The sequence below is a fragment of the Streptomyces sp. NPDC051180 genome (assembly GCF_040689545.1).
Taxonomy (GTDB): domain Bacteria; phylum Actinomycetota; class Actinomycetes; order Streptomycetales; family Streptomycetaceae; genus Streptomyces.
In genome coordinates this window covers 56,767-82,474 of record NZ_JBFBBC010000014.1, presented here as the reverse complement: position 1 = coordinate 82,474, position 25,708 = coordinate 56,767, and the positions used below count along the sequence as shown (strand labels likewise).

Sequence of the window (25,708 nt, the reverse complement as noted above, 5' to 3'; positions counted from 1 at the left end):
TGACGTGACAATCAGCACCTGTCCCCAGGGGAACCGACGCTCCGGCGGACCGGATGGTTGCGCCGTCCGTACACACCAAAAAGCGGAGGAACCACCTCCGGAGCGGCGGCCGTCCGCTATACACACGACGTATACACAGTGTGTAGAGTGGAACCATGTCCATCGGTCACACCCTGCTGGGGCTCCTGGAGTCCGGCCCGCGCCACGGCTACGACCTCAAGCGCGCCTTCGACGAGAAGTTCGGCCACGACCGGCCGCTGCACTACGGCCAGGTCTACTCGACCATGTCCCGGCTCCTGAAGAACGGGCTGGTCGTCGTCGACGGCATCGAGGCGGGAGGCGGCCCCGAGCGCAAGCGCTACGCCATCACCGACGCCGGCATCACCGACGTCGCCCAGTGGCTCGCCACACCGGAGAAGCCGGAGCCGTACCTCCAGTCGACGCTCTACACCAAGGTCGTCCTCGCCCTGCTCACCGGCCGCGGGGCCGCCGACCTCCTCGACACCCAGCGCGCCGAGCACCTGCGCCTGATGCGCGAGCTCACCCGCCGGAAGAAGGACGGCGACCTCGCCGACCAGCTGATCTGCGACCACGCGCTCTTCCACCTGGAAGCCGACCTGCGCTGGCTGGAACTGACCGCCGCCCGCCTCGACCGGCTCGCCGAGGAGATCCGCCCGTGACCACCACTCCCCTGCTCCGGGCCACCGGCCTCGACAAGACCTACGGCCCCACCCCCGCCCTCGCGGGCGCGGACTTCTCCCTCCGGGCCGGCGAGGTCGTCGCCGTCATGGGGCCCTCCGGCTCCGGCAAGTCCACCCTCCTGCACTGCCTGGCCGGCATCGTCCGCCCCGACGCGGGCACCATCACCTACGACGGACGCGAACTCACCGCCCTCTCCGACACCGCCCGCAGCGCCCTGCGCCGCACCGACTTCGGTTTCGTCTTCCAGTTCGGCCAGCTCGTCCCCGAGCTGACCTGCGCCGAGAACGTCGCCCTGCCGCTCCGCCTCAACGGCGAGAAGCGCAAGGCCGCCGAGGCCCGGGCCGTCGAATGGCTGGCCCGCCTGGAGGTCGACGACACCGCGGGCAAGCGCCCCGGCGAGATATCCGGCGGCCAGGGCCAGCGCGTCGCCGTCGCCCGCGCGCTCGTCACCGCCCCGCGGGTGATCTTCGCCGACGAGCCGACCGGCGCCCTCGACTCCCTCAACGGCGAGCGCGTCATGCGCCTGCTCACCGACGCGTCCCGGGACACCGGCGCCGCCGTCGTCCTCGTCACCCACGAGGCCCGGGTCGCCGCCTACTCCGACCGCGAGGTCGTCGTACGCGACGGCTCGGTGCGGGACGCGGAGTGGGCCGCATGACGCTCCGCACCTGGGCCCGCGACCTGGCCCTCGGCGCCCGGTTCGCGGTCACCGGCGGCCGCTCCGGCCTGCTCCGCACCCTGCTGACCGCCACCGGCGTCGGCTTCGGCGTGGCCCTGCTCCTCCTCGCCGCCTCCTTCCCGAACATGCTCTTCCAGCGCGAGGTGCGGGAGTCGGTCCGCGCCGTCGACGGCAGCGAGTCGGTCGACGCGCCGCGGCCGGACAGCTTCCTCCACCTCTCCCAGACCACCGGATACCGGGACGACGTCGTCACCGGACTGCTGCTGCGCCCCGAGGGCGACGCGCCGCCGCTCCCGCCGGGCGCGGCCGCGTTCCCCGCGACCGGCGAGATGCTGGTCTCCCCCGCCCTGCGCGAACTGCTCGACTCGCCCGAGGGCGCGCTGCTCGCCGAACGGCTCCCCTACAAGGTGTCCGGGACCATCGGACCGGCCGGTCTCATCGGCCCCGCCGAGCTGCGGTACGTCGCCCACGTCGACTTCCTCGACACGGAGAACTTCGACGGGCGGGGCACCCGCTACGGCTGGTCGGTGCCCGAGGAGCCGCTGAACGCCTTCCTCCTCCTGCTCGTCGCCGTCGCCTGTGTCGTCCTGCTCCTCCCGGTGCTGGTCTTCATCGCCACGGCCGTGCGGTTCGGCGGCGAGCAGCGCGACCGGCGGCTCGCCGCGCTCCGGCTGGTCGGCGCGGACACCGCCATGACCCGCCGGATCGCGGCCGGCGAGTCCCTCGCGGGCGCGCTCCTCGGCCTGCTCGCGGGCCTCGGACTCTTCGCGGCGGCGCGGCAGTTCGCCGGGGCGTTCACCATCTGGGACGTCAACGCCTATCCGTCCGACGTCGTCCCGATGCCCGCGCTCACGGTGCTCGTCCTCCTCACCGTCCCGGTCGCCTCGGTCGTGGTCAGCCTCTTCGCGCTGCGCGGCGTGGCGATCGAGCCGCTCGGCGTCGTCAGGACCGCGCCGCCGCGCCGCCGCCGGCTCTGGTGGCGGCTGCTGCTCCTCGCGGCCGGCGCGGCCCTGCTCGTCTCGCTCAGGGGCGACGTCGAGGTCACCGACACCGACATCGACACCGTCGTCGTCGCCACCGGCACCACCCTCGCCCTGATCGGCCTCACCACACTCCTGCCGTGGCTCGTCGAGGCCGGGGTGAAGCGGCTGCACGCCGGCCCGGTGGCCTGGCAGCTCGCCGTCCGCAGGCTCCAGTTGAGCAGCGGGACCGCGGCCCGCGCCGTCAGCGGCATCGTCGTCGCGGCGACCGGGGCGATCGCCCTCCAGATGCTCTTCCAGGCGATGGAGCAGGACTTCACCCAGTCCACCGGCGAGGACACCTCCCGTGCGCAGATCGCGGTCGGCAGCGACGCCCAGGACGCCGCCGACGCCCGCCGGATGATCGCCCGCTTCGAGCGGACCGAGGGCGTCACGGGCGTGATCGGCCTCGTCGAGTCGCACGTGTGGCGGCCCGGCCCCCTGAAGGGCGGCGAGGAGTTCGCGCCCATGGCCTCACTCCGGGTCGGCGACTGCGCCTCCCTCGGGGAGTTCGCCACCCTGCCCTCCTGCACGGACGGGGACGTGTTCGTCCTGCTCGCGCACGGGGCGCAGGGCGCTCCCCCCGACAGCTTCGTGACCCGCGCCGCCCGGCCGGGCTCCCTGGTCGCCCTGCGCGACCCGCATCCGCACCCGAGCGAGCCGCGGCGCGCAGGGGACACCCCGGTGCCGCACTGGCGCATCCCCGCCGACGCGCGGACCGTCGACTCGCGCCCCGATCCGACGGGCATGTACCAGTACGGCGTCCTCGCGACCCCGTCGGCGATCGACGCCATGCGGCTCGACGAGCCCGACGCGCAGGCCATGGTCCGGCTCGACCCGGCGGTGCCGGACGCCGCGGACCACGTGCGGAACACGGCCGCGGCCATCGACCCGACGGCCTGGGTGCGCACCCTGGAGGACACCCAGCGGGACGCCGCGTTCGGCAGCGTCCGCACCGGCATCCTCGTCGGCTCCACCCTGACGATGCTCCTGGTGGCGGCCTCGCTCCTGGTCGCGACGCTGGAACAGCTCCGGGACCGCAGGCGGCTGCTGTCCTCGCTGGTCGCCTTCGGCACCCGGCGCTCCACCCTGAGCTGGTCGGTGCTCTGGCAGACGGCGGTGCCGATCGGCCTCGGTCTGGTGCTGTCCGTGGTCGGCGGGCTCGGCCTCGGGGTCGTCCTGCTGCGGATGGGCGGGCAGCGGGTCCAGGACTGGTGGGCGTTCCTGCCCGTCGTCGGCATCGGGCTCGGCCTGATAGCGGCCGTGACGCTGCTGAGCATGCCCGTCCTGTGGCGGCTGATGCGCGCGGACGGCCTGCGCACGGAGTAACCCTCCGGGCGGATGTACGAGGGCGGGCGGCGGTTCCTGGCACCGGGGGGTGTCAGGAACCGCCGCCCGCCCCGGTCTCCGCCCGCCCCGGCCCCGGCCCCGGCCCCGGCTCAGGATCCGGCGCCCAGCACCCGTACGGGAAGCCCGCGCATGTCCTCCCGCAGCGCCTCGGCCAGCTGCTCGAACTCGGCGTGCCGGGCCGCGCCGGCCCGCATGGCGAGGGCGATCCGCCGCGAGGGCGCGGGCTCGGCGAAGAGCCCGGTCCACAGGGCGGTGTTGCGGGCGGTCTCGACGGTGACGGCGGTGCGCGGCAGCAGGGTCACCCCGAGTCCGCCGGCCACCAGCTGGACCAGGGTGGCGAGTCCGGCGGCGGTCGTGGTGACCTCGGCGCCGTCCGTGCGCCCGGCCTCGCGGCAGATGTCGAGGGCCTGGTCGCGCAGGCAGTGCCCCTCGTCGAGAAGAAGCAGCCGCAGTTCGCGCAGCTCCTCGCGCGGGATGTCGTCCCGGCCGGCCAGCGGATGGCCCTGCGGGGTGACGAGCACGAAGTCCTCGTCGAAGAGCGGTAGTTCGGTGACTCCGGGCACGCCGAGGGGGACGGCGAGCAGCAGCAGGTCGAGCCGGCCGGCGGAGAGCCCCTCCAGGAGCGAGGACGTCTGCTCCTCGTGGACCTGGAGGTCCAGCTCCGGGTAGCGCCGATGGACGAGCCGCAGCACGGTCGGCAGCAGGTACGGCGCCACGGTGGGGATCACACCGAGCCGCAGGACCCCGGTGAAGGGGGCCTGGGCCGCCTCCGCCTCCTCCAGCAGCTCGGCCACCGCGTCGAGGACGGCCCTCGTGCGCACCGCGAGCCGCTCCCCGGCGGGCGAGAGCAGCACCTTTCTCGTCGTACGCTCGAGGAGCTGGACACCGAGTGCCTCTTCGAGAGCCGAAACCGCGCCCGAGAGCGCGGGCTGGCTCATGCCGATGGCGGCCGCGGCATCGCGGAAGTGCAGATGCTCGGCCACCGCCGCGAAGGCCCTGAGCTGGGAAAGGCTCGGCTGCTTGCCGCGGTGCGGGGAGTGTGGGGGGCTGTACGGGGATGCCACTGATAACCACCTTCGATCAACACGAACCACTCTAGCTATTTCACTGATCAATGCACTCCGTGCCATGCTGGTCTCTCGTCCAACCCCCATGGAAGACCCCAAAAGGGACCCTTCCTGCCTTGCAAGGAGAGCGCGTGCTCACTGTCGGTGACAAGTTCCCCACCTACGACCTGACCGCCTGCGTGTCGCTGGAGAGCGGCAAGGAGTTCGAGCAGATCGACCACAAGTCCCACGAGGGCAAGTGGCGCGTGGTGTTCTTCTGGCCGAAGGACTTCACCTTCGTCTGCCCCACCGAGATCGCCGCGTTCGGCAAGCTGAACGACGAGTTCGCGGACCGCGACGCCCAGATCCTCGGCGTCTCCGGCGACTCCGAGTTCGTGCACCACGCCTGGCGCAAGGACCACGCCGACCTGCGTGACCTGCCCTTCCCGATGCTGGCCGACTCCAAGCACGAGCTCATGAGCGACTGCGGCGTCCAGGGCGCGGACGGCTTCGCCCAGCGCGCGGTCTTCATCGTGGACCCGAACAACGAGATCCAGTTCACCATGGTGACCGCCGGCTCCGTCGGCCGTAACCCCAAGGAGGTCCTGCGGGTCCTCGACGCCCTGCAGACCGACGAGCTGTGCCCGTGCAACTGGAACAAGGGCGAGGGCACCCTCGACGCCGCCGCGCTCCTCTCGGGCGAGTAAGGGCGATCTGACATGGCTCTCGACGAACTGAAGTCCGCCATACCGGACTTCGCCAAGGACCTGAAGCTGAACCTCGGTTCGGTCATCGGCAACAGCGACCTCCCGCAGCAGCAGCTGTGGGGCACCGTCCTCGCCTGCGCGATCGCCTCGCGCTCGCCGAAGGTGCTCAAGGAGCTGGAGCCCGAGGCCCAGGCCAACCTGAAGCCCGAGGCGTACCAGGCCGCCAAGTCCGCCGCCGCGATCATGGCGATGAACAACGTCTTCTACCGGACCCGGCACCTGCTGTCGGACCCCGAGTACGGGACGATGCGCGCCGGCCTGCGGATGAACGTCATCGGCAACCCGGGCGTCGAGAAGGTCGACTTCGAGCTGTGGTCGCTGGCCGTCTCCGCGATCAACGGCTGCGGCCAGTGCCTGGACTCGCACGAGCAGGTCCTGCGCCAGGCCGGTGTCGACCGCGCCACCATCCAGGAGGCCGTCAAGATCGCCGCGGTGATCCAGGCGGTCGGCGTCACGCTGGACGCGGAAGCGGTCCTCGCCGAGTAGGCGTCGCCGTACGAGAAGGGCCCCCGGGGTGACTCACCCCGGGGGCCCTTCCGTCATGTCCTGAGCGCCTTCATGAGCGCGAGCGCGTCCTGGGTCATGGGCACGTCGATCCCGGAGAGGTCGACCGGCGGTCCGGTGTCGACCGGCTTCCCGTTCAGTTCCACGTCGTGCGGCACGTAGATCTGGAGATCGAGCTCGACCTGACCGTCGAGGATCCGCAGCCGGCCGCCCTGCCCGCTCTCGTCGTCGAAGAACGCCTCCTCGCCGACGCCGTCGACCTTCTGCAGGACGCCGTACTGCTGCGCCCGGGTCGCGAACTCCGGGCCGGGGTCGGTCACCTTGTGGAGGGTGTACGTGACCGAGACGGACGGCCCGGTGTCCACCTGCCCGAAGGTGACGTTGCACGACGTCTCGCTGATCGACGGTTCGTCGATGACGGGACTGACCCCGTCCTGGACCCGCTTGCCGAGGGCGCCGCCGATCGCCTTCAGCCCGGCGACCTTGCAGAGGTCCTCCACGGGGCGGTATCCACCCAGGTCAGGGCCCGGATCGGGGCGCTGCCCGTACGCGTAGAGCCCACCCGCCCACACCGCCGAGGCCACCACGGCGCCGCCGACCGCCCACAGCCAGGGCCGGCCGGGCCGGGGCGGACGGGGCGGCGGGGTCTCGGTGAGCACCTCGGGGGCGTCGAACTCCGTCCCGCCCACGAGCTCCGGTTCCGAGATCATCTGCCGTCCCCCTTGCCGGCGAGCGAGCCCGGAGCGGGCGTCGGGGCCACCTCGAAGGCGGTCGCCCCGCGCGGCTCCGGGGAGCTGCGCAGGGCCTGTTCGGTGCTGTACGCCCGCAGGTAGCCGACCACCGTGTTGGCGACCGCGACCAGCGGGACCGCGACGACGGCGCCGCCGATGCCGGCGGTCAGACCGCCGGCCGCGACCGCGAGGACGACGGCGAGCGGGTGGACCCGGACGGCGCGGCCCAGGATGAAGGGCTGGAGGACGTGGCCCTCGATCTGCTGCACGGCGAGGACGACGACGAGCACCATCAGGGCGGTGAAGAGCCCGTTGGTGACGAGGGCGACGACCACCGCGAGGGCGCCGGAGACGACGGCGCCGACCAGCGGGATGAAGGCGAAGAGGAAGATGAAGACGGCGAGCGGCACGGCCATCGGCACGTCGAGGAACCAGAGCCCGAGGCCGATGAAGACGGCGTCGATGAGGGCGACGAGGACCGTGCCCCGCACGTAGGCGGTGAGGGTGCGCCAGGCGCGCGGGCCGGCGCCGGCGACGCCCGGCCGGGCCTGGGCGGGGACCAGCTTGAGCGTCCACTCCCACACCTTCTTGCCGTCGTAGAGCAGGAAGAGGGTGGAGAACATCGCGAGCAGGATGCCGGTGATCGCCTCGACGACGACGGTGACGCCCTGGAGTCCGGCCGAGGTGATCTGCTCGGCGTTGGCCCCGATGGTGTCGCTGAGGTTCTTGGCGATGTCGTTGATCTGCTGTTCGGTCACGTGGAAGGGGCTGTTGAGGAGTCCGCGCTTGAGCTCCTCGATGCCGTCCCTGACGCGGTCGGACAGGTTGTCGATGTTGTCCATGACCTGCCAGACCACGAACCAGCCGACCAGGCCCATCACGACGAAGCCGGAGACAGCGGTGACGGCGGTGGCGAGCCCGCGGGGCAGGCCCTTGCGGCGCAGCATGGCGACGGTGGGCTGGAGCAGGGCGGTGACCAGGAGCGCGGCGACGAAGGCGAGGACGACGAGCTGGACGGAGCTGATCACCTTCATCAGCACCCAGACCGTGCCGGCGAAGACGAGCAGGCGCCAGCTCGCCTCGGCCGCGACGCGCATCCCCCACGGGATGGCGGCGACCGGGTCGGGCCGGGCCGCGACGGCCGGCGCGTAGGACGGGGGTGCGGGCACGGACCGGCCCGGCTCGGCGACGGCGATCGCGGTGTCCGGCAGGGGCGGCGCCGTGTCGGGGTCGCTCTCGGGCGTCGCGGGGACGGCCGCGCCGTCCTTCGGGGCGTCGCCGGGGTTCTCCCCCCGGGCCTCGTAGGGCGGACCGAGCGGGTCGTCGCGTTCCGCCTCGGCCCTGCGCTCGTCGAGGCGTTCACCCATGCGGCTCAGGCTCTCGCCCAGCCGGTTCAGCCACCCTGGCACTCTCGACATCTCTTTCCTCTTCCCCCGCCGGTTCTTCCCGTGGTGCTTCCCCGTGGACGCTTGCCCGCTCGCTCCCCCGCGATGCCAGGGACCTTCGAACCTACACGGAAGAAGCCCCTCACCGTAGGACGGCGAGGGGCTCCCCGAGGTTGAGCACGCGGGTACTAGTACCAGCGGTTGGCCTGCCAGAACGACCAGGCGCCGCAGGGGCTGCCGTAGCGTCCGTCCATGTAGCTGAGGCCCCACTTGATCTGGGTGGCCGGGTTGGTCTGCCAGTCGGCGCCGGCCGACGACATCTTCGAGCCCGGCAGGGCCTGCACGAGGCCGTAGGCGCCCGAAGAGGCGTTGGTCGCGCGGTAGTTCCAGCTGGACTCGTGGTCCACGATGTTGCTGAAGCACTGGAACTGCGAGGCCGGGATCATCTGGCGGGCGATCGCCTTGACCTCGGCCACGGTGTACGAGCCCTGGGCGGAGAAGGTCGAGGCGTCGCGGACGGAGTCGCGGCTGGCGCGCTCGGCGGCCTCCTTGCGCTCCTTCTCGGCCTTGGCAGCCTTGTCGGCCGCCTCCTTCTTGGCCTCGGCGTCCTTGGCGGCACGCAGGCGTGCCGCCTCCTCCGCGGACTTCTTCGCGGCCGAGTCGGCGGCGGCGGCCTGGACGTCGGCCTGCTCCGAGAGGGACGCGACCTGTACCTGGGCCTGCTCGCCCGCGGGAATGTCCGCGAGCAGCGTGGTGTCGGCCGCGGTGGCCTCGAAGTTGTCGTCCGAGGGCTGAACGGCGTTGCCCGACGCTACGCCCACGACGGCGCCGACGGTGGTGACCGCAGTGGCCGAAGCCACCGCGAATCCCCGGACCGAGATCCGGCTCACACGGTTTCCTTCCAGCACGCCCGCACAGGTGACCACGCGGGCGAAATCGTGCCCCTGGCGCTGGTCTCCGACGTACGGGGTCACTGAAGACACGGGCCCGTGGTGCTGTGGGCGGCATACGGCGGACGGCTGTTGAGTTGTGCGCTGCTGTGCGCACCCCTGAGGGTGCACGGGTGCCGTATGCGGGGCCTGACGGAAGCAAGACTTTGCCGGACGGCGACACCGCAAGGCAATTCCGTGTTGCGTGTGAAAGCTCACACCCCTGCAGGGGCACGTGTTTTCGGAGTTACCGGCGACAGCGCGACGCCGCCCGGCTAAGCTCCTGCGCTCTGCCGGGCGGCGCCAACTGCCGTACTCGTACAGACGGGTACGAATCGGTCAGATCTGACCGTCCTCCAGCATCTCCGTCACGAGCGCGGCGATCTGGGAGCGCTCGGAACGGGTGAGGGTGACGTGGGCGAACAGCGGATGCCCCTTCAGTTTCTCGACCACGGCGACGACTCCGTCGTAGCGGCCGACCCGGAGGTTGTCCCGCTGGGCGACGTCATGGGTCAGGACGACCCGCGAATTCGCCCCGATCCGGGACAGAACGGTCAACAGGACGTTCCGCTCCAGGGACTGGGCCTCGTCCACGATGACGAACGCGTCGTGGAGGGAGCGGCCCCGGATGTGGGTGAGCGGCAGGACCTCCAGCATGCCGCGCCCGAGCACCTCCTCGATGACCTCGCGGCTCGCGACCGAGGACAGCGTGTCGAACACCGCCTGCGCCCACGGGCTCATCTTCTCGGACTCGCTGCCCGGCAGGTACCCGAGTTCCTGGCCGCCCACCGCGTACAGCGGCCGGAAGACCATCACCTTCTGGTGCTGCCGGCGCTCCAGGACCGCCTCCAGGCCCGCGCAGAGGGCCAGGGCGGACTTGCCGGTGCCGGCCCGGCCGCCCATGGAGATGATGCCGACGTCCGGGTCGAGGAGCAGATCGAGCGCGATCCGCTGCTCGGCGCTGCGGCCGTGCAGGCCGAACGCCTCGCGGTCGCCCCTGACCAGTCGTACGTTCCCGTCGGCGGTGACCCGCCCGAGCGCCTTGCCGCGCTCCGACTGGAGCACCAGGCCGGTGTGGACCGGGAGCTCGGCGGCCTCCGGCACGTACAGCGTGTTCTGCTCGAAGAGCAGGTCCACCTGCTCGCCGGAGAGCGCCAGCTCGGACATCCCGGTCCAGCCGTTGGCGTCCGTGATGGCGAGTTCGGCGCGGTACTCCTCGGCGAGCAGGCCCACCGAGGACGCCTTGATGCGGAGCGGGAGGTCCTTGGAGACGACCGTGACGTCGTACCCCTCGGCCTGGAGGTTGCGCGCGACGGCGAGGATCCGTGAGTCGTTGTCCCCCAACCTGTAGCCGGCGGGCAGGACGCCGGGGTCGGAATGGTTGAGTTCGACACGCAGGGTGCCGCCCAGCTCCCCGACGGGGAGGGGGGCGTCGAGGCGCCCGTACCGGACCCGGAAGTCGTCCAGCAGGCGCAGGGCCTGCCGGGCGAAGTAGCCGAGTTCGGGATGGTGCCGCTTGGCCTCCAGCTCCGTCACCACGACGATCGGGAGCACGACCTCGTGCTCCTCGAACCGCGAGACGGCGTTGGGGTCGGCCAGCAGGACGCTGGTGTCGAGAACATAGGTGCGCCGGTCGGAAAGGCGGCGCTTCGTGCTGGTCACCACGGAAGGACAGACCCCCTCGGAAGACCCCTGTGAGGTCGGGGTGCGACGGAACCGGTGTCGCTGCGGAATGGGACCGGGCTCAGGCCGCCATGCGCGGGCCGAACCACGGCCCTCCGCTTCTCCCGTACGTGTCCCGCACGGTCGTCCTGGTGCAAGGGGCCTCCCGGGTGGCGGTCTCCGTGCCGCTCACTTCACCAGGGATATGCCCTCGAACCGGTGCTGCCATGCCATGGCATATGACGACGTGTTCGTGAACACGAGATGATCGGTTCCGACCGGTTTCCGTCAGGTCCCGTAGCGCCGGTGGCGGGCGGCGTAGTCGCGCAGCGCCCGCAGGAAGTCGACCTTGCGGAAGGCCGGCCAGTGGACCTCACAGAAGTAGTACTCGGAGTGCGCGCTCTGCCACAGCATGAATCCGGACAGTCGCTGCTCGCCGCTCGTGCGGATCACCAGGTCCGGGTCGGGCTGGCCGCGCGTGTAGAGGTGCTCCGAGATGTGCTCGACGTCGACGATCTCGGCGAGCTCCTCGAAGCTCGTCCCCCGGTCCGCGTGCTCCAGGAGCAGCGAGCGGACCGCGTCCGCGATCTCCTGCCGGCCGCCGTAGCCCACGGCCACGTTCACGAGTATCCCCGTGTTGGCGTGGGTGGCCTGCTCGGCCTCCTTCAGCACCGACTGCGTGCGGGCGGGCAGCAGGTCCATCGTCCCGACGTGGTGGACCCGCCAGCGGCCGTCGGCGGCCAGCGCGCGCACGGCGTTCTCGATGATCCCCAGCAGCGGGACGAGCTGCTCCTCGGGCCGGTTCAGGTTGTCCGTGGAGAGCATCCAGAGCGTGACGACCTCGACGTCCGTCTCGGCGCACCAGCCGAGCAGCTCCTGGATCTTGTCCGCGCCGGCCTTGTGCCCCTGCTCGGGCGTCCCGCCGGACGCCTTGGCCCAGCGGCGGTTCCCGTCGAGGATGACCCCGATGTGCTTGGGCACCTGGGCGTGGTCGAGGCGGCCTTCCACCCGGCGTGCGTAGAGCCCGTACACCAGGTCGCGCAGGTTCACTGTTCTTTACCCCTCCATGCACCGGCGGTCCGCCAGGCAGCGGCGGTCCGCAAGCCGCCACACTACTGCGCACGGGCGACGGGCTCCCAGCCCGGGACGGTCACAAGTCCGTGATAAGCAGAGATACGTGACTGATTCCCCCCTGTACCGCGCCTCCGCGGACCGCTACGACGCCATGGAGTACCGCCGCTCGGGCCGCAGCGGCCTCAAGCTCCCGGCCGTCTCCCTCGGCCTCTGGCACAACTTCGGCGACGACCGCGCCCTCGACACCCAGCGCGCGATCCTGCGCCGGGCCTTCGACCTCGGCGTCACCCACTTCGACCTGGCGAACAACTACGGGCCGCCGCCCGGCTCCGCCGAGCTGAACTTCGGCAAGCTCTTCGCCCAGGACTTCGCGCCCTACCGCGACGAGCTGATCGTCTCGACCAAGGCCGGCTACGAGATGCACCCCGGCCCCTACGGCGAGTGGGGCTCCCGCAAGTACCTGATGTCCTCGCTCGACGCCTCCCTGCAGCGGATGGGCCTCGACTACGTCGACATCTTCTACTCGCACCGCTTCGACCCGCACACCCCGCTGGAGGAGACGATGGGGGCCCTGGCCTCCGCCGTCCAGCAGGGCAAGGCGCTCTACGTCGGCGTCTCCTCGTACAGCAGCGAGCAGACCGCCGAGGCCGCGCGGATCCTGCGCGAGATGGGCGTCCGTCCGCTCATCCACCAGCCGTCGTACTCGATGATCAACCGCTGGACCGAGGCCGACGGCCTCCTCGACACGCTGGAGGCGGCCGGCATGGGCTGCATCTCCTTCGTGCCGCTCGCCCAGGGGCTGCTCACCAACAAGTACCTGAAGGGCATCCCCGAGGGCTCGCGGGCCACCCAGGGCAAGTCCCTCGACCCGAACCTGCTCTCCGACGAGGTCCTGCGGCGCCTGCGCGGTCTCGCGGACATCGCGGAGCGGCGCGGGCAGTCCCTGGCACAGCTGGCGCTGTCGTGGGTGCTCCGCGACGAGCGGATGACCTCCGCGCTGATCGGCGCGTCCAGCGTCGCCCAGCTGGAGGAGAACGTCGCCGCGCTCGCCGCTCCGCCGCTGACCGCCGAGGAGCTCCGGGAGATCGACTCGTTCGCGGTCGACACCGAGGGCACGAACATCTGGGCCGGCCGGGGCTGACGCCTCACGGGGGGGGCCGGGCGCGGGCCCGGGTGACGGGCCCCGGGGGGCGGGCCCTCCCAGGATCCGGAAAGGAAAAACGGGCCGGTCCGTGGGGGGGATACGGACCGGCCCGAGGGGGGGTTTCCACCATAACCCTTCGCCGGTCGTCTTGCGCGCCGGGTGCGGCGGACGAACACCGGCTGATTCACCGGATCCCAAGGGGGACAAGGGCTGTGAAGCCCAGTGGCGGGTTTGCGCCCCGGCGTGGCGGCGGAGTTCCGTCCCTCCCACGAGGGACCGTCCGGGAGAGGCCCGGCGTTGACGCCACGAGGCCGCCCGGAGGCCGTCACGGCGTTCAGGGCACCGCGGTGAACGCGCCGAGGAGCAGTCCGACGAGCGCGCCCGCCAGCATGAACGGCCCGAACGGGATCGCCGTGGACCTCCCGGCCCTCCGCACCACCATCAGCCCGAGGCCGTACACCGCGCCGAACAGGAACCCCGCGAAGGCCCCGCTGAACAGCACCCCCCAGCCGTACCAGCCGAGCGCGGCGCCCAGCGGAAGCGCCAGCTTCACGTCGCCCCGCCCCAGACCGCTCGGACTGATCAGGTGCAGCACCTGATAGGACCCGCCCAGCGTCAACGCGCCGAGCAGCGCGTGCGGCCAGGACCCGGCGTCGTACGGCAGGAGCTCGGCCCCGGCCAGCAGCAGCGGGACCACCACGGCGAGCGACAGCGTCAGCTCGTCCGGCAGCCGTCGCACCCGGACGTCCACCGACGCCAGCAGGACGGCCACCGGCGCCACGAGGAGCCAGACCGCCAGCTCGGGCCGCGGCCCTCCGGTGGCGGCGGCGAGCGCCGCGCAGGCCAGCGCGGTGACCACGGACGGCGTGAGCGGGTCGGAGGCCGTCGCGCACTCCCGCCGGCCCGGCCCCCCGAGCCAGCCCCTCCCCGGCCCCACCAGCACGTGCCCGGCGGGGCAGCGGTCCCGCCACGCCACCTCCGGCTCCACGGAGAACCGGTACGCGGCCCGCGGCACGAGGCGGCCGGCAACGGCCCCCCACAGGGCGGCGACGGCGATCAGGGCGAGGTACACGCACCTGACCTTAGGGTCCGCGGCCCGCTACGGTCTGTCGCATGGGGAAATGGGTGGACGGGACGGGGACGCTGACCGTGGCCGACGGGGCGGCCCGGCCGCTGGAGATCGCGGCCGGCCACCGCGCCCGGCGCCGGGGACTCCTCGGACGCGACGGGATCGCCGGGGCCCTGCTCATCGTGCGGACCAACAGCGTGCACACCTTCGGGATGCGCTTCCCGATCGACGTCGCCTACCTCGACCGCTCCTTCACCGTCCTCTCCGTCGTCACCATGCGGCCCGGCAGGCTCGGCATGATCCGGCCCCGCGGCCGCCACGTCCTGGAGGCCGAGGCGGGCGCGATGGCCGCGTGGGGGCTGCGGCCGGGCGCACGCGTGCGCGTGGACGCGGACGTCACCGCGGGCAGCTGACCCGGCGGCCCCTGGCCCGGCCCGACGCACGCGTGCGCGTGGGTGTGGGTGTGGGTGTGGGGGCGTGGGCGGACGTCACGGTGGGCCCGAGCCGAGCAGGGTGAAGGCGCCGTACGCGGCGGAGGCCAGCGCCAGTCCGGCGACGACCGGAACGGCCGTACGGGTCCGCACGCGCGCGAGGGCCACCGCGGGCGGCAGGAGCAGCCCGAAGGCGGGCATCATCAGGCGCGGCCGGGAACCGAAGTACGCGGCGCCGACCAGGGAGACGAACACGACGCCGATCGTGTACACGAGCAGCGGCAGCGGCTGCCCCTGCCGCACGCACAGCGCCACCAGCCAGCCGAGCAGCCCGAGTGCCGCGCACAGCCCCAGCGCCGCCGGCCACGGCAGGCCCACGATGAACCGGGCGAGGGCCACCCCGCCGTCGATCGAGTTCCCCCACGCTGCCTGCACGTCGAAATAGGCGGTCGCGCTCCCCAGCCGCACCCCGACGTAGACGACGTACCCGAGCCAGCCCAGCGGCGCCAGCAGCACCCCCGCCGCCATCCGCGCGGGCAGCCTCCGCTCCCGTACGACGGTCACCACCGCCGTGATCCCCACGGCGGCGATCAGCGCGGCCGCCGTCGGCCGGGTCAGCCCCGCGGCCGCGCACAGCGCGCCCGCCAGGATCCACCGCCCGCGCAGCACCGCGTACAGCGACCACGCCGCGAGAGCGGTGAACAGCGTCTCGGTGTACGCCATCGACTGCACGAACGCCGTCGGGTACACCCCCCACAGCACCGCCAGCAGCACCCCCGCCCGCTCCCCCGCCACCTCGGCGCCACAGCGGTAGATCCCCCAGGTGGCGGCGACCCCCGCGCTCCACGCGACCAGCAGCCCGGCCGTCGCCGCGTCCATCGGGAGCACCGCCGACAGACCCCGCTCCAGCGCCGGGAACAGCGGGAAGAACGCCAGGTCCGCGTGGACGTCACCGTTCGGCAGGGTCACCTCGTACCCGTACCCGTGCTCGGCGATCCGGACGTACCAGACGGCGTCCCAACGGCCCTTGAGCCGGTGCAGCCCGTCCTCGCCGGACGCCGCCGCGGCGATCGCCAGGACCACGAGGCCGATCAGCCGGGTCGCGACATAGCCGCCGAGGGCTGCGGACAGGGGCGTGCGGGAGACGAAGACGGGCCGGGGCATGGAGCGATTATCCCGGCACCGCCCGCGCGCTCAGCCGTGCGGCCTTATGCGGCCGAACCTCGCCGCCATCACCGGCCCGAGCTGCTGCACGATCCCGTGCCCCGGCTCCTGCGGCGACGGCAGGTCCCCCAGGAAGGACGTGACGATGACCTCGTCGATCCCGACGACCCCCCGGCTGCTCTGCTCCTCCAGGAAGGCGAGCGTGCGGCGCCAGTCGGCCGCCGCCGGAGCCTCGCCGAGGAACGAACGGACCGTGTCCTGCACGACGTCCCAGAAGAACACGTGCGGCAGCACACCGCCCTGATGGAAGACATGGACCTCGTACACACCACGGAACTCGGGGATGGTGGTGACGAGATCACTGACCAGCTGCACGCTCGGAGTCTGGCTCGGCGTCTCGCTCGGAGTCGTCGTCATCTGTCCAGAATGCTCCTGCCCGACGGATACGTCCCGCCACTTTTGCGTTTTCCTGACGACGTCTTTCGACGGGTTTTCCACAGGGGGTGCGAAGTGTCCCTCTTCCGTGGATCGTTGCGCGTATGTACGAGTTGGCGACCCTCGCCAGGGGCGGGGTCCTCCTGACGCCCCGGGCCGTCGCGGCCGGCTGGCCGCCCGGCCGACTGACCGCGCGCCTCCGCCGCGACGGCTGGCAGCGGATCTGCCGCGGCGCCTGGGCCGCCCCGGGCAAGGAGGTCGACTGGCGCGTCAGGGCCACCGCCCACCAGCTCCTCCGCCCGGAACTGGTCTGCAGCCACGGCACCGCCGCGCTCCTCCACCGCATCGAACAACTCGCCGCCGGCCCACCGGACATCCTCCACTTCACGGCCCCGCCGCCCGCCCGGCCCGCCCGCCCCCACCGGACACGCGTCCACACCACCGCCCTCCTCGCCGCCGGCGACCACACCACCCGGCGCGGACTGCGGACCACCACCCCGGCCCGGACCGTCGCCGACCTCATACGGCACTCCACCGGCCGCGACCACGCCGTCGTCGTCGCCGACTCCGCGCTCGCCTCCCGCGCCGTCGGCGGCGTCCGGCGCGACGCCCTCGTCCGCTACGAGGACCTCGCCGCCCAACTCGCCGCACCCCTCCGCGGCGCCGCCCGCGCCCGCGCCTGGCTCCCCTGGGCCGAGCCCGCCTCCGGCTCCCCGGCCGAGACGATCGCCCGCCTCCGCATACGGGACGCCGCCCTTCTCCCCGATTCCCAGCCCACGCTCCACACGCCCGACGGCCGCCCCCTCCGCCCCGACTTCCTCTTCCGCGCCGCCGGCCTCGCCGTCGAGATCGAGGGCTACGCCTTCCACGGCACCCGCCGCGCCCACGAACGCGACATCGCCCGCTTCAACGCCCTCCAGTCCTGCCCCGCCGTCCGCCGCGTCCTGCGCTTCACCGCCACCGAGGTCTTCCACCACCCCGACCGCATGACCGCCACGATCCTCACGGCCCTGACGGAACTGTCGCGCTAGACGCCTCCTAGGGGTTCGTGCCCGAGCCCGAGCCCGAGCCCGAGGTCCTCGGGAAGGAGATCTCCACCCGGCGGTTCTTCTTCCGCCCCTCCTCCGTCCCGTTGTCCGCGATCGGGTAGTCCTCGCTGTACCCGCGGATGTCGAACGTCGTCCCCGGGTCCAGGCTCCGCGACAGCACCTGCTGCACCGCCACCGCGCGCTCCTTCGACAGCTTCAGCCCGTGCTCGTACGTCCCCAGGTTGTCCGTGAACCCGAACACCCTGACCCGCCCGGACCCCATCCTGTTGATCTCCGCGGCGATCGCCGCGATCCGCGCCGTCGACGCCGCGCCCAGCTTCGCGCTGTTCTTCGGGAACAGCACCTCCGCCTGCAGCGCGAACGTCACGTCCACGTTCGTGTCCTGCCGCCGCTGCTCCCCTCCCTCCTCCTCCACGATCTGCTTGATGTCCAGCACCTTCGCCGGCGCCAGCGTCGCCCCGTCCGGCAGCATCAGCCCCGGCGCGTTCGCGTCGACCACCGGCGCCGGCGACGCGCTCCCCGCCGCCCCCGGCCCGTCATCCGCCCACGCCACCGGCCCACCCACCGGCCACCCCACCACCGAGACCAGCACCAACACCACGAACCCGCGCTTCGTCTTCATCATCACGCCGCCTCAGGAAAGTTTGAGCGTGGCCGGCTCGAACGTGGGCAACTGAAACGACACCTCGGTGGTGGATGCGGGGGGCGCGGGGAACTGCATGAAGACGTCCACCGAATCACCCGCGGAGACGATCCCCAGACCCGTCGTGGTCAGGGGCCGTCCGTCCGTGTCCCTCAGAACGTAGTACCGCTTCTTCCCCAAGCCGTCGACAAGGGTCGCACCGCCCAAGGACGTGCCGTGCTTGACGACTTCGGTCTCGTCACCGCTGATCTGGGCCGGAACGGCCGTACTCGAATCGCCTGTGTTGCTCAGACGTCCCTTGAGCGTGAGAAAGCCGCCTGCGTCCCGCTCCGCCGAAGTGATGGCAAGCTCTAGACCCTTGCGGCCCTTCGAGGTCGCCATGGTCTCCGCTGGTTCTGCCGTCGCCGAACCGGAAGACGGCATTTGAGCGCTCGGGGTCTTCTGCGTGCTCGCAGCATTGGAGCTTGGCTTGGCGTCCTGAGGCTTCTCCTCGCCTCCGCAGCCCGTCACGAGGAGAGCCGCCGACGCGACTGTCACGACAACAACGGCTCGCCGAAGCCTCACTGCGTACCGCACCTTCATCTACCGCTCTTCCTTTGCTCGTCGTCGCCGATCATTCGGACAGTCGGACGGTGAAGAGATCCGTGGCATCCGGCAGTACCGGGTTCTCTGGATCGATCTCCCAGGGGTCGCCGGAACACACGAGCCCTTCGATGGGACTCGCTTCCTCCTCGTCGTCCCCCTCCTCGCCCGGCGGCGTCGGAGTGGATGTGGGCTCCGAAGGCGGATCAGGCGCCTCGAACATGCAACGCGGTTCGACCACAGCCTCTGCTGACGCGATCGCCTCCTTGGGCTCCTGTCCGATCGTCCGCACCGTGACGCGGAAGCCCTCGGTCCCTGAGCCCAGTCGCACACACCGGTCGCCGACGAGCTCGGCCGAATTTCGGGCCGCGAACGCCTCGGCCTGCAGACATGCCGAGGGGTCGTACGCCTCGCCGCTGAGGAACCGGTCCCATTGCGCCGGATCGAGGATCACGTCGAGCCACCCCTGGCGAAGCTGCTCACGGGCATCCTGAGCTGCCGCCAGTGCCGCTGCGTCAGCCGCCGTTTGCGCACTGTTTCGCGCCGAGGCGGCCTGCCCCACCGCAAAGTAGACGACCGCGAGAAACAGCAGGCCCCCTACGACAGCGATGTAGACGGGGAATGCCTGCCCGGAGTCCCCACGCGGCCTTCGTGCTAGTTGCCCGTCAGGTCGGCGATCTTCTCGGTGATCGCCGTCTTGATCGACTGGCCGATGTCCGTCCCGGTGATCGCGATCACGATCGCCACCACCACCACGATGATGCCCAGGTATTCCACCGCCGTCTGGCCCCGGTCGCGGTCGCGGGGGGTGGTGAGGTGGAGGTGGGCTTTGGTCAGGGCTTTGAGCATCGCGTCGTTCATCGTGGTCCCCTCCGCGTTGAGACGCCTGCGTGTGGGCTCGGTACGCCGACGGGGGGGTCGGCGGACAGGGCCCGGGGGCCCGGGGGTGGGCCCGGGTGGTCGGGTCGGCGGGTGGGAGGGACGGGTCCGGGGCGAACGGGTCCATCGCGTGCACCTCCCTCACACTCAGTTGGCACTGTGGCACATCGTGTTGCGCGGACGAAGGGGTTTCGACGGAATATGTCAGAGGGCGGACGGATCACTCGCCGGTGACGGAACCGAAGTCGGTTCCGGTACCGAGGAAGAGGCCGGCGCCGAGGAGGATCATGGTGGCGGGGACCATGAGCGTGGTGATCACCATGGTGGCCTTGGGGACGGCCTTGGCGGCCTTGCGGCGGGCGTTCTGGGCGTCGGTGCGCCGCATGTCGTTGGCGATCTGGATGAGGGTGTCGACGATGGGCGCGCCGAGTTCCTCGCCCTGCTGGAGGGCGGTGACGAACTGGGCGACCTGTTCGGAGTCGTTGCGGCGGCGGAGTTCGTCGAATGCCTGGCGGCGGCTGACGCCCATGTCCATCTGGCGCAGGGTGATGCGGAGTTCGTCGGCCCAGGGGCCCTCGTACTTCTCGGCGACGCGTTCGAGGGCCTGGCGGAAGCCGAGGCCGGCGGAGACGACGACGGCGAGGACGTCGAGGAAGTCGGGGAGGGTGCGTTCGATCTGGTCCTTGCGGATGCGGACGGCGGACCAGATGCCGACCTCGGTCCAGAAGGCGCCGAAGGCGAGGAGGAGGAGCGCGGTGAGGTACGAGCCCTTGCTGATCATGAGCAGGCCGCCGAGGGCGCCGAGGAAGCCGTAGACGGCGCGGCGCGCCCCGTAGCGGTCGATGGTGAGCCCGCCGGGGTTTCCGGCGAGGTCGATGCGGCGGCGGACGGCGTTGACGCGCTTGGGGCCCATGAGGCGGAGGACCGCCGGGGACCAGCGCATGCCGAGGCGGTCGACGGCGGAGTCGACGGCGCCGGTGCGGGTGGCGCCGACCTCGAGGGCGAGCCGGAGGTCGTCGGGGAGGCGGGCGTCGGCGCGGTAGAGGCGCAGGCCGTAGCAGGCGCCGGCGACGGAGAGGCCGGCGAGGAGGGCGAGGAGGAGGTCCACGGCGGCCGTCCCTATACGTCGATCTTGGAGAAGCGGCGGATGACCGCGAAGCCGACCACGTACAGGGCGAACGCGGCGACGACGGCGACCTGTCCGATGCCGGAGCCGGTCATGCGGTCGAGGGCGCCCGGCTGCATGTTGTCGATGAGGAGGAGGGAGCCGACGCCGATGACGGGTACGGCGTACGCGGTCATGCTGACCTGGGAGAGCTGGGTGCGGACCTCGCGCCGGGTCTCCTTGCGTTCCTCCAGGGTCTCGGTGAGGTTGCGCAGGGAGGAGACGACGGTGCCGCCGGCCCGGTTGGCGAGGACGAGCGTGGTGACGAGGACGACGAGTTCGCGGGAGGGCAGCCGGTCGGCGAGTTCGCCGAGGGCGTCGTCGAGGGAGGTGCCGACGGCCAGCTGCTGGGCGACCTTCTCCAGTTCGTCGCCGGCCGGGGCCTCCATCTCGTCGGCGGCGAGGCTGAGGGCCATGCGGAGGGCGAGGCCGGCCTGGGTGGCGTTGGCCAGGATGCGGGAGAGTTCGGGGAGTTGGTTGATGAACTTCTCGATGCGCTTCTGGCGCTGCCAGTTGAGGTAGCCGAGGGCGACCCAGATGCCGAGGAGTCCGCAGATGGGTCCGAAGAACGGGGAGAGCGCGGCCTGTCCGACGATCCACAGGACGGCGACGGTGGCGGCGAGGGCGACGGTGAACTCGCCGGGGGTGACGTCGAGGCCGGTGGCCGCGATGCGCAGCTCCAGCCGCCGCCCGAGGGCGGTGCGGCGGACGCGCCGGTCGACGCCCCGGAAGCGGCGCCTGCGGCGGCCGGTGGCCTCGGGCTCGTTGCTCTCGTCGAGCCGGGCGACGAGGGCCGCGTGCCGGCGGGCCCCACTGGCGTACACCTGGACGCCGGTGATGCCGAGGACGCAGGCGAGCAGGGTGACGCCCGCGGTCAGCCAGAAGGGGTCGGTCATCACTCCGCCTCTCGGGTGGCGAGGTGGGCGTCGGTGACGGCGACGCCGAACGCCTGCGGGATGGGCTGTCCGGCCATGTAGAGGCGCTCGGCGACGCGCCGGGGCAGCGGGTGGTGGGTGAAGCGCCCGTACACCCGGCCGTCGGCGGCGAGCGGCTGGGCCTGGAAGCGGCAGACCGTGGCGAGGAGGAACCGTTCGCGTCCGTGCGAGGCGAGGACGGAGATCTCGGTGATCCGTCGGGTGCCGTCGGGGTGCCGGGTGAGCTGGACGAGGACGTCGACGGCGCTGTTGATCTGGTCGCGGAGCGCCTCGAACGGCACCTTGACCTCGGACATCGAGGCGAGGGTCTGGAGGCGCATGAGGGCGTCCTCGGCGGAGTTGGCGTGGACGGTGGCGAGCGAGCCGTCGTGGCCGGTGGACATCGCCTGGAGCATGTCGAGGGTCTCGCCGCCGCGGACCTCTCCGACGATGATCCGGTCGGGGCGCATCCGGAGGGAGTTGCGGACGAGGTCGCGGATGGTGATGGCGCCGCGGCCCTCGATGTTCGGCGGGCGGGCCTCCAGCCGGATGACGTGGGACTGCTGGAGCTGGAGTTCGGCGGAGTCCTCGATGGTGATGATCCGCTCGCCGTCCGGGACGAGCCCGGAGAGGGCGTTGAGCAGGGTGGTCTTCCCGGTGCCGGTGGCGCCGGAGACGATCAGGTTGAACTTGGCCTGGACGAGGCCGGAGAGGAGCAGCAGCATCTGCTCGTCGAGCGAGCCGAGGCCGAGCATCTCGTGGAGCGTGTACGCCCGGGGGAAGCGTCGGATGGTGAGGGTCGCGCCGGTCAGGGAGAGCGGCGGGATGATGACGTTGACGCGTTCGCCGGAGGGGAGCCGGGCGTCGACCATCGGGTTGGACTCGTCGACGCGGCGGTTCACGGTGGAGACGATCCGCTCGATGGTCTGCATGAGCTGGTCGTGGGAGGCGAAGCGGAGCGGGAGGAGTTCGACGCGTCCGCCGCGCTCGATGAAGATCTGGTCGGGTCCGTTGACCATGATCTCGGTGATGGAGGCGTCTTCGAGGAGCGGTTCGAGTACGCCGAGGCCGAGGGCCTCGTCGACGACCCGGCGGATCAGCTGGGCGCGCTCGGCGGTGGAGAGCACGGGGCCCTCGCGGCTGATGATGTGCCCGAGGACGCGCTCCAGCCGGGCCCGCCGCTCGGCGGCCGCGAGCGCGGACATCTCGGTGAGGTCGATCTCCTCCAGCAGCTTGGCGCGGAAGGAGGCGACGAGGTGGCCGTCCTCCCGGGAGGCGGGACCGTTCTTCTCCTCGGGGGCGTTGATCCGGGCGCGCAGGCTCATGGCCGGTCCTCCGGGGGCGTCTCGGTCAGAGGCATGGTGGCGGACTTGGTCACGTCGCCGAAGTCCCAGAAGGGCACGACGGAGGGGATGCGGACGGTGACGGTGGCGGTGGCCTCGCCGCCGCCCTCGCTGACCGCGACGGAGGTGGCCCAGCCGGCGGCCGCGCGGCCGGCGGTCTCCGGGTCGGGCCCGTCCTCGTCGTCGCTGCTCGCCGCCCTCGCCGCCGCGCGGGCCGCCGTGCCCGCCTGCTGGGCGGCGTACGCGGCGACGCCGAGCTGGAGCCCGGCGAGGCCGACGAGCAGCAGGACGGGCAGGAAGCCGAGGTACTCGACGGCCGCCTGGCCCCGGTCACGTGGCGTCCCGCGTCGGGCGCGTCCGGTTCCACGTACGTCTCCGTTCACGGCCGCACGCCCTTCCCGTCTCGTACCCGCACGCCCTTGCCGTCTCATGGCCGCATGCCCTTCTCGTCGACCGCGGCGGCCGTCGCCTTCACCGGGAAGAGTCCGCCGACGCCGGGGAAGAGCACGGGGACGTCGATGGTGACGACCGCGGTGACCATGCCTCCGCCGCTGGAGCAGGCCGGCCTCGCGCCGCTCCTCCAGGCCCCGTCCAGGTGGCGCAGGGCGGCCTCGGAGCAGTCGTCGCCGACGGCGGCGGCGCGGGCGGCCTCGTCCGCGGCGTTCCCGGCGAGGGTGTACGTGTAGCCGACCAGGACGACCTGCCAGAGCAGGGCGAGGGTGAGCAGGATGAGCGGCACCATGCCGACGAACTCGACCGCCACCTGCCCCCTGTCGTCGTCCCGGATCCCGGCCATGGTTCAGCGGCCTCCGGTGCGGCGCCGCAGGCCGAGGGAGCCCCGGTCGGCGGCGCGGGCGAGCTGCCGGCCGGGCTTGCCCGGGGTGTCGGCGGCGGGGGCGCCGACGAGGCCGAGTTCGCCGGCGAGGGCCCACAGGGCCTGCTTGACGGTCGACTTGGCGTCGAGTTCGTGGAGGCGGCCGGCGTCGACGACGGCCTGGAGCTCCTTGAAGTGGGCGGGGACGGCGACGCCGGCGACGCGGGTGCCGGTGATCTTCTGGACGAGGGGCGGCTGGATCTCGGTGGAGCGGTGGTGGCGGTTGACGACGGTGACGGTCTCCTCGGCCTTGCGGACCTGGAGCCGTTCCCACATGCGGACGGTCCGTTTGGCGGCGCGGACGGCGACGACGTCGGGGGTGGCGACGAGCAGGGCGGTGTCGGCCATCTCGATGGCGGCGGCGTTGGCGCTGTTCAGCTGGGAGCCGCAGTCGACGACGACGACCTCGTGGCGGCCGCGCAGGGCGCTGACGATCTGGCGCGCGGCCCGGTCGGTGACCTCCTCGCCGCGTTCTCCCTCGGCGGGGGCGAGGAGGAGAGCCAGTCCGGTCTCGTGGAGGTAGACGGCGTCCTGGAGGACGCGGGGCGAGATGTCGGCGATGGTGGCGAGGTCGGCGACGGAGCGCCGGAACTGGACGTCGAGGTAGGAGGCGATGTCGCCGCTCTGGAGGTCCATGTCGACGAGGGCGACGCTGCGTCCGGCGGCGCGGGCGGCGAGGGCGAGGTGGACGGCGGTGACGGTGGTGCCGACGCCGCCCTTGGCGCCGCTGACGGTGACGACGGTGCCGCCGGGGCCGGTGGGCCGGTCGGCTCCGGTGCCGAGGTGGCGGCGGACGCCGGTGGACCACTGGGCGGCGGCCTGGACGCGGCTGGCGAGCTCCTCGTACCCCAGGGGGAGGGTGACGAGGCCGCGGGCGCCGGAGTCCATGGCGGCGGAGAAGAGGACGGGGCTGGCGTCGGCGGTGATGACGACGGTGCCGACGGCGGGGAAGCGGAGGGCGACCTCGCGGACGAGTTCGAGCGCGGGGACGGGGCCGATGCGTTCGTGGACGAGGACGACCTCGGGGAGTTCGTCGAGGGAGACGGCCGCGAGGCGGGCGAGGGCGTCGACGAGCTGGGTGGAGTCGGCGACCGGCGGGGCGGGTTCGGCGTCGGGCAGCTGGCTGAGCAGCGTCATGACGGACCGGGCCGCGTCGGGGTCCCCGACGGCCGGCAGGATCCTGGTGCTCATACCGGCCTCACTTGTCCTTGTCGAGCGTGTAGGTGCGGTCGCGCTGGTCGGCGGGGGCGCCGCCGGTGGAGGGGGCCACGAGGGCGAGGCGTACGTGTTCGGCGAAGGACTCGGCGTACGCGACGCGCTGGGTGTCGAGCGTGGAGAGGGCGAAGCTGATGGGGACGGCCTCGGCGCCGCCGGTGCGGGTGGTGCTGCCGGAGCGCTCGCCGATGGGGGTGAGCTTGCCGACGTCGAGGACGCGGGCGCCGGCGACGATCATCCGGGACTGCGAGGGGTCGCCCTTCTTCTCGCCGGCGAAGGTGGCGTAGATGTTGACCGTGGCCCCGGCGGTGATCTTGCCGGCGACGCCGGTGGCGGCGTCGATCATGATCGCGATCTCCTGCTGGCCGGGCTGGAGCGCGGGCCGGTCGACGATCATGTCCTCCTGGAGGAGCGACCCGGCGCGCAGTTCGGTGACGGCGATCTTGCCCTGGATCCGGCGCAGGTCGGTGATCGCGGTCGGCGAGAGCCAGCGCTTCGGCATGGTGATCTTCTCGAACTGGGCGGCGTTCAGGGCCGTGTAGGGCTTCACGTTCTTGCTGATCCGGTACGCGGTGACCTCCGGGCCGACCTTCGAGTTCACGTCGCTGATGACGGCGAGCACGCCGGCGAAGGCGCCGAGCGCGCACAGGACGGACAGCAGCAGCAGGATGACGCCGCGGCGCTGGCGGGAGTTCATGGCCGTACTACCTCGATCGGAGACGTGGGTCCGGACGGACGGGGCTGGCGGGCGGGCGGTCGTACGGGGCGGGACGGCGTACGGGTCGGGTGGCGGGCCTCGTGGCCGACCTCGTGGCCGATCGGGTGGCGGGCCTCGTGGCCGATCGGGTGGCGGGCCTCGTGGCCGGCCGGGTGCCCGGTCGGTCGTGCGGGGCGGGCGCCCGGACCGTACGGATCCGGCCGGCGGCCCGCCGTACGGGGTGTCGCGCCGGGGC

28 protein-coding genes and 1 pseudogene are annotated in these 25,708 nt (G+C 72.2%); 8 read left to right on the top strand and 21 right to left on the bottom strand.

All coding sequences use genetic code 11. The features are described 5' to 3' along the window. Window positions 1–155: 155 nt before the first annotated feature. The 3 genes from AB0424_RS24005 to AB0424_RS23995 are packed head-to-tail and all read left to right on the top strand — an operon-like array spanning window position 156 to window position 3,729. Entirely contained in the window at window positions 156–680 is a 525-nt protein-coding gene (locus AB0424_RS24005) for a PadR family transcriptional regulator (protein ID WP_366308570.1), read from the top strand. After that, window positions 677–1,360 (top strand): ABC transporter ATP-binding protein, encoded by a 684-nt coding sequence (locus tag AB0424_RS24000; RefSeq protein ID WP_366308569.1) that lies wholly within the window; start codon window positions 677–679, stop codon window positions 1,358–1,360. The genes AB0424_RS24005 and AB0424_RS24000 overlap by 4 nt, the downstream gene beginning before the upstream one ends. Then, window positions 1,357–3,729 carry an FtsX-like permease family protein gene (locus AB0424_RS23995; RefSeq protein ID WP_366308568.1) on the top strand — a complete coding sequence of 791 codons (2,373 nt, stop codon included), beginning with the start codon at window positions 1,357–1,359 and terminating at the stop codon, window positions 3,727–3,729. Before AB0424_RS24000 ends, AB0424_RS23995 begins: the two co-directional genes overlap by 4 nt. Before the next feature lie 110 nt (window positions 3,730–3,839). Here AB0424_RS23995 and AB0424_RS23990 read toward each other — a convergent pair whose 3' ends face one another. Further along, entirely contained in the window at window positions 3,840–4,814 is a 975-nt protein-coding gene (locus tag AB0424_RS23990; protein WP_366308567.1) for a LysR substrate-binding domain-containing protein, read from the bottom strand. A 134-nt stretch (window positions 4,815–4,948) separates the two neighbouring features. Between AB0424_RS23990 and AB0424_RS23985 the strand changes: the two genes are divergently transcribed. After that, window positions 4,949–5,503, top strand: a complete 555-nt coding sequence (locus AB0424_RS23985; RefSeq protein ID WP_366308566.1) for a peroxiredoxin — start codon at window positions 4,949–4,951, stop codon at window positions 5,501–5,503. Between the two features lie 12 nt (window positions 5,504–5,515). After that, window positions 5,516–6,049 (top strand): alkyl hydroperoxide reductase, encoded by a 534-nt coding sequence (locus AB0424_RS23980; RefSeq protein ID WP_030222466.1) that lies wholly within the window; start codon window positions 5,516–5,518, stop codon window positions 6,047–6,049. Window positions 6,050–6,102: 53 nt separating this feature from the next. Here AB0424_RS23980 and AB0424_RS23975 read toward each other — a convergent pair whose 3' ends face one another. The 5 genes from AB0424_RS23975 to AB0424_RS23955 form a co-directional block, all read right to left on the bottom strand. Then, window positions 6,103–6,777, bottom strand: a complete 675-nt coding sequence (locus tag AB0424_RS23975; RefSeq protein WP_366308565.1) for a hypothetical protein — start codon at window positions 6,775–6,777, stop codon at window positions 6,103–6,105. Further along, the gene (locus AB0424_RS23970; protein ID WP_366308564.1) at window positions 6,774–8,216 is read right to left on the bottom strand and encodes an AI-2E family transporter; all 1,443 of its coding nucleotides are present in this window, start codon (window positions 8,214–8,216) and stop codon (window positions 6,774–6,776) included. The genes AB0424_RS23975 and AB0424_RS23970 overlap by 4 nt, the downstream gene beginning before the upstream one ends. A 155-nt stretch (window positions 8,217–8,371) precedes the next feature. Further along, a complete protein-coding gene (locus AB0424_RS23965) occupies window positions 8,372–9,073 on the bottom strand; it encodes a transglycosylase SLT domain-containing protein (RefSeq protein WP_366308563.1) in 702 nt (233 codons plus the stop codon). 378 nt (window positions 9,074–9,451) lie between these two features. Then, window positions 9,452–10,777 carry a PhoH family protein gene (locus AB0424_RS23960; RefSeq protein WP_366308562.1) on the bottom strand — a complete coding sequence of 442 codons (1,326 nt, stop codon included), beginning with the start codon at window positions 10,775–10,777 and terminating at the stop codon, window positions 9,452–9,454. A 285-nt stretch (window positions 10,778–11,062) separates the two neighbouring features. Next, window positions 11,063–11,824, bottom strand: coding sequence for an isoprenyl transferase (locus AB0424_RS23955; protein ID WP_366308561.1), 762 nt, complete (start codon window positions 11,822–11,824; stop codon window positions 11,063–11,065). 127 nt (window positions 11,825–11,951) lie between these two features. Between AB0424_RS23955 and mgrA the strand changes: the two genes are divergently transcribed. Beyond that, window positions 11,952–12,989 carry an L-glyceraldehyde 3-phosphate reductase gene (gene mgrA / locus AB0424_RS23950; RefSeq protein ID WP_366308560.1) on the top strand — a complete coding sequence of 346 codons (1,038 nt, stop codon included), beginning with the start codon at window positions 11,952–11,954 and terminating at the stop codon, window positions 12,987–12,989. A gap of 337 nt (window positions 12,990–13,326) precedes the next feature. On the opposite strand, the gene AB0424_RS23945 is transcribed toward mgrA, so the two are convergent. Beyond that, on the bottom strand, window positions 13,327–14,064 hold the full coding sequence (locus AB0424_RS23945) for an A24 family peptidase (RefSeq protein WP_366308559.1): 738 nt from the start codon (window positions 14,062–14,064) through the stop codon (window positions 13,327–13,329). Between the two features lie 41 nt (window positions 14,065–14,105). On the opposite strand from AB0424_RS23945, the gene AB0424_RS23940 reads away from it, so the two are divergent. Next, window positions 14,106–14,474 carry a DUF192 domain-containing protein gene (locus AB0424_RS23940; protein ID WP_366308558.1) on the top strand — a complete coding sequence of 123 codons (369 nt, stop codon included), beginning with the start codon at window positions 14,106–14,108 and terminating at the stop codon, window positions 14,472–14,474. Between the two features lie 75 nt (window positions 14,475–14,549). Here the strand turns inward: AB0424_RS23940 and AB0424_RS23935 are convergent, their stop codons facing one another. Beyond that, complete coding sequence (locus tag AB0424_RS23935; protein WP_366308557.1) at window positions 14,550–15,656, bottom strand: glycosyltransferase family 39 protein; 1,107 nt, start codon at window positions 15,654–15,656, stop codon at window positions 14,550–14,552. A gap of 30 nt (window positions 15,657–15,686) precedes the next feature. Then, window positions 15,687–16,073 (bottom strand): hypothetical protein, encoded by a 387-nt coding sequence (locus tag AB0424_RS23930; RefSeq protein ID WP_366308556.1) that lies wholly within the window; start codon window positions 16,071–16,073, stop codon window positions 15,687–15,689. A gap of 122 nt (window positions 16,074–16,195) precedes the next feature. Here AB0424_RS23930 and AB0424_RS23925 point away from each other — a divergent pair, with 122 nt between their 5' ends. Next, window positions 16,196–17,122 carry a hypothetical protein gene (locus AB0424_RS23925; protein WP_366308555.1) on the top strand — a complete coding sequence of 309 codons (927 nt, stop codon included), beginning with the start codon at window positions 16,196–16,198 and terminating at the stop codon, window positions 17,120–17,122. A 7-nt stretch (window positions 17,123–17,129) separates the two neighbouring features. On the opposite strand, the gene AB0424_RS23920 is transcribed toward AB0424_RS23925, so the two are convergent. The 12 genes and pseudogenes from AB0424_RS23920 to cpaB form a co-directional block, all read right to left on the bottom strand. Further along, window positions 17,130–17,765 (bottom strand): OmpA family protein, encoded by a 636-nt coding sequence (locus AB0424_RS23920; protein WP_366308554.1) that lies wholly within the window; start codon window positions 17,763–17,765, stop codon window positions 17,130–17,132. A gap of 9 nt (window positions 17,766–17,774) precedes the next feature. Next, window positions 17,775–18,365 carry a hypothetical protein gene (locus tag AB0424_RS23915; RefSeq protein ID WP_366308553.1) on the bottom strand — a complete coding sequence of 197 codons (591 nt, stop codon included), beginning with the start codon at window positions 18,363–18,365 and terminating at the stop codon, window positions 17,775–17,777. Between the two features lie 31 nt (window positions 18,366–18,396). After that, complete coding sequence (locus AB0424_RS23910; RefSeq protein WP_366308656.1) at window positions 18,397–18,819, bottom strand: hypothetical protein; 423 nt, start codon at window positions 18,817–18,819, stop codon at window positions 18,397–18,399. Between the two features lie 45 nt (window positions 18,820–18,864). Further along, a pseudogene (locus AB0424_RS23905) lies at window positions 18,865–18,984 on the bottom strand (pilus assembly protein TadG-related protein); the annotation flags it as partial. 35 nt (window positions 18,985–19,019) lie between these two features. Beyond that, a complete protein-coding gene (locus tag AB0424_RS23900) occupies window positions 19,020–19,226 on the bottom strand; it encodes a Flp family type IVb pilin (protein WP_366308552.1) in 207 nt (68 codons plus the stop codon). A 238-nt stretch (window positions 19,227–19,464) separates the two neighbouring features. Then, window positions 19,465–20,352 carry a DUF5936 domain-containing protein gene (locus AB0424_RS23895; RefSeq protein WP_366308551.1) on the bottom strand — a complete coding sequence of 296 codons (888 nt, stop codon included), beginning with the start codon at window positions 20,350–20,352 and terminating at the stop codon, window positions 19,465–19,467. Between the two features lie 11 nt (window positions 20,353–20,363). Then, window positions 20,364–21,305 (bottom strand): type II secretion system F family protein, encoded by a 942-nt coding sequence (locus tag AB0424_RS23890; protein WP_366308550.1) that lies wholly within the window; start codon window positions 21,303–21,305, stop codon window positions 20,364–20,366. Then, complete coding sequence (locus tag AB0424_RS23885) at window positions 21,305–22,648, bottom strand: CpaF family protein (protein ID WP_366308549.1); 1,344 nt, start codon at window positions 22,646–22,648, stop codon at window positions 21,305–21,307. The genes AB0424_RS23890 and AB0424_RS23885 overlap by 1 nt, the downstream gene beginning before the upstream one ends. After that, on the bottom strand, window positions 22,645–23,049 hold the full coding sequence (locus AB0424_RS23880; protein WP_366308548.1) for a TadE/TadG family type IV pilus assembly protein: 405 nt from the start codon (window positions 23,047–23,049) through the stop codon (window positions 22,645–22,647). The genes AB0424_RS23885 and AB0424_RS23880 overlap by 4 nt, the downstream gene beginning before the upstream one ends. Window positions 23,050–23,093: 44 nt before the next feature. Further along, window positions 23,094–23,462, bottom strand: coding sequence for a TadE/TadG family type IV pilus assembly protein (locus AB0424_RS23875; protein ID WP_366308547.1), 369 nt, complete (start codon window positions 23,460–23,462; stop codon window positions 23,094–23,096). Between the two features lie 3 nt (window positions 23,463–23,465). After that, window positions 23,466–24,731, bottom strand: a complete 1,266-nt coding sequence (locus tag AB0424_RS23870; RefSeq protein ID WP_366308546.1) for a P-loop NTPase — start codon at window positions 24,729–24,731, stop codon at window positions 23,466–23,468. A 7-nt stretch (window positions 24,732–24,738) separates the two neighbouring features. Further along, the gene (gene cpaB / locus AB0424_RS23865) at window positions 24,739–25,452 is read right to left on the bottom strand and encodes a Flp pilus assembly protein CpaB (protein WP_366308545.1); all 714 of its coding nucleotides are present in this window, start codon (window positions 25,450–25,452) and stop codon (window positions 24,739–24,741) included. Window positions 25,453–25,708: the final 256 nt, after the last annotated feature.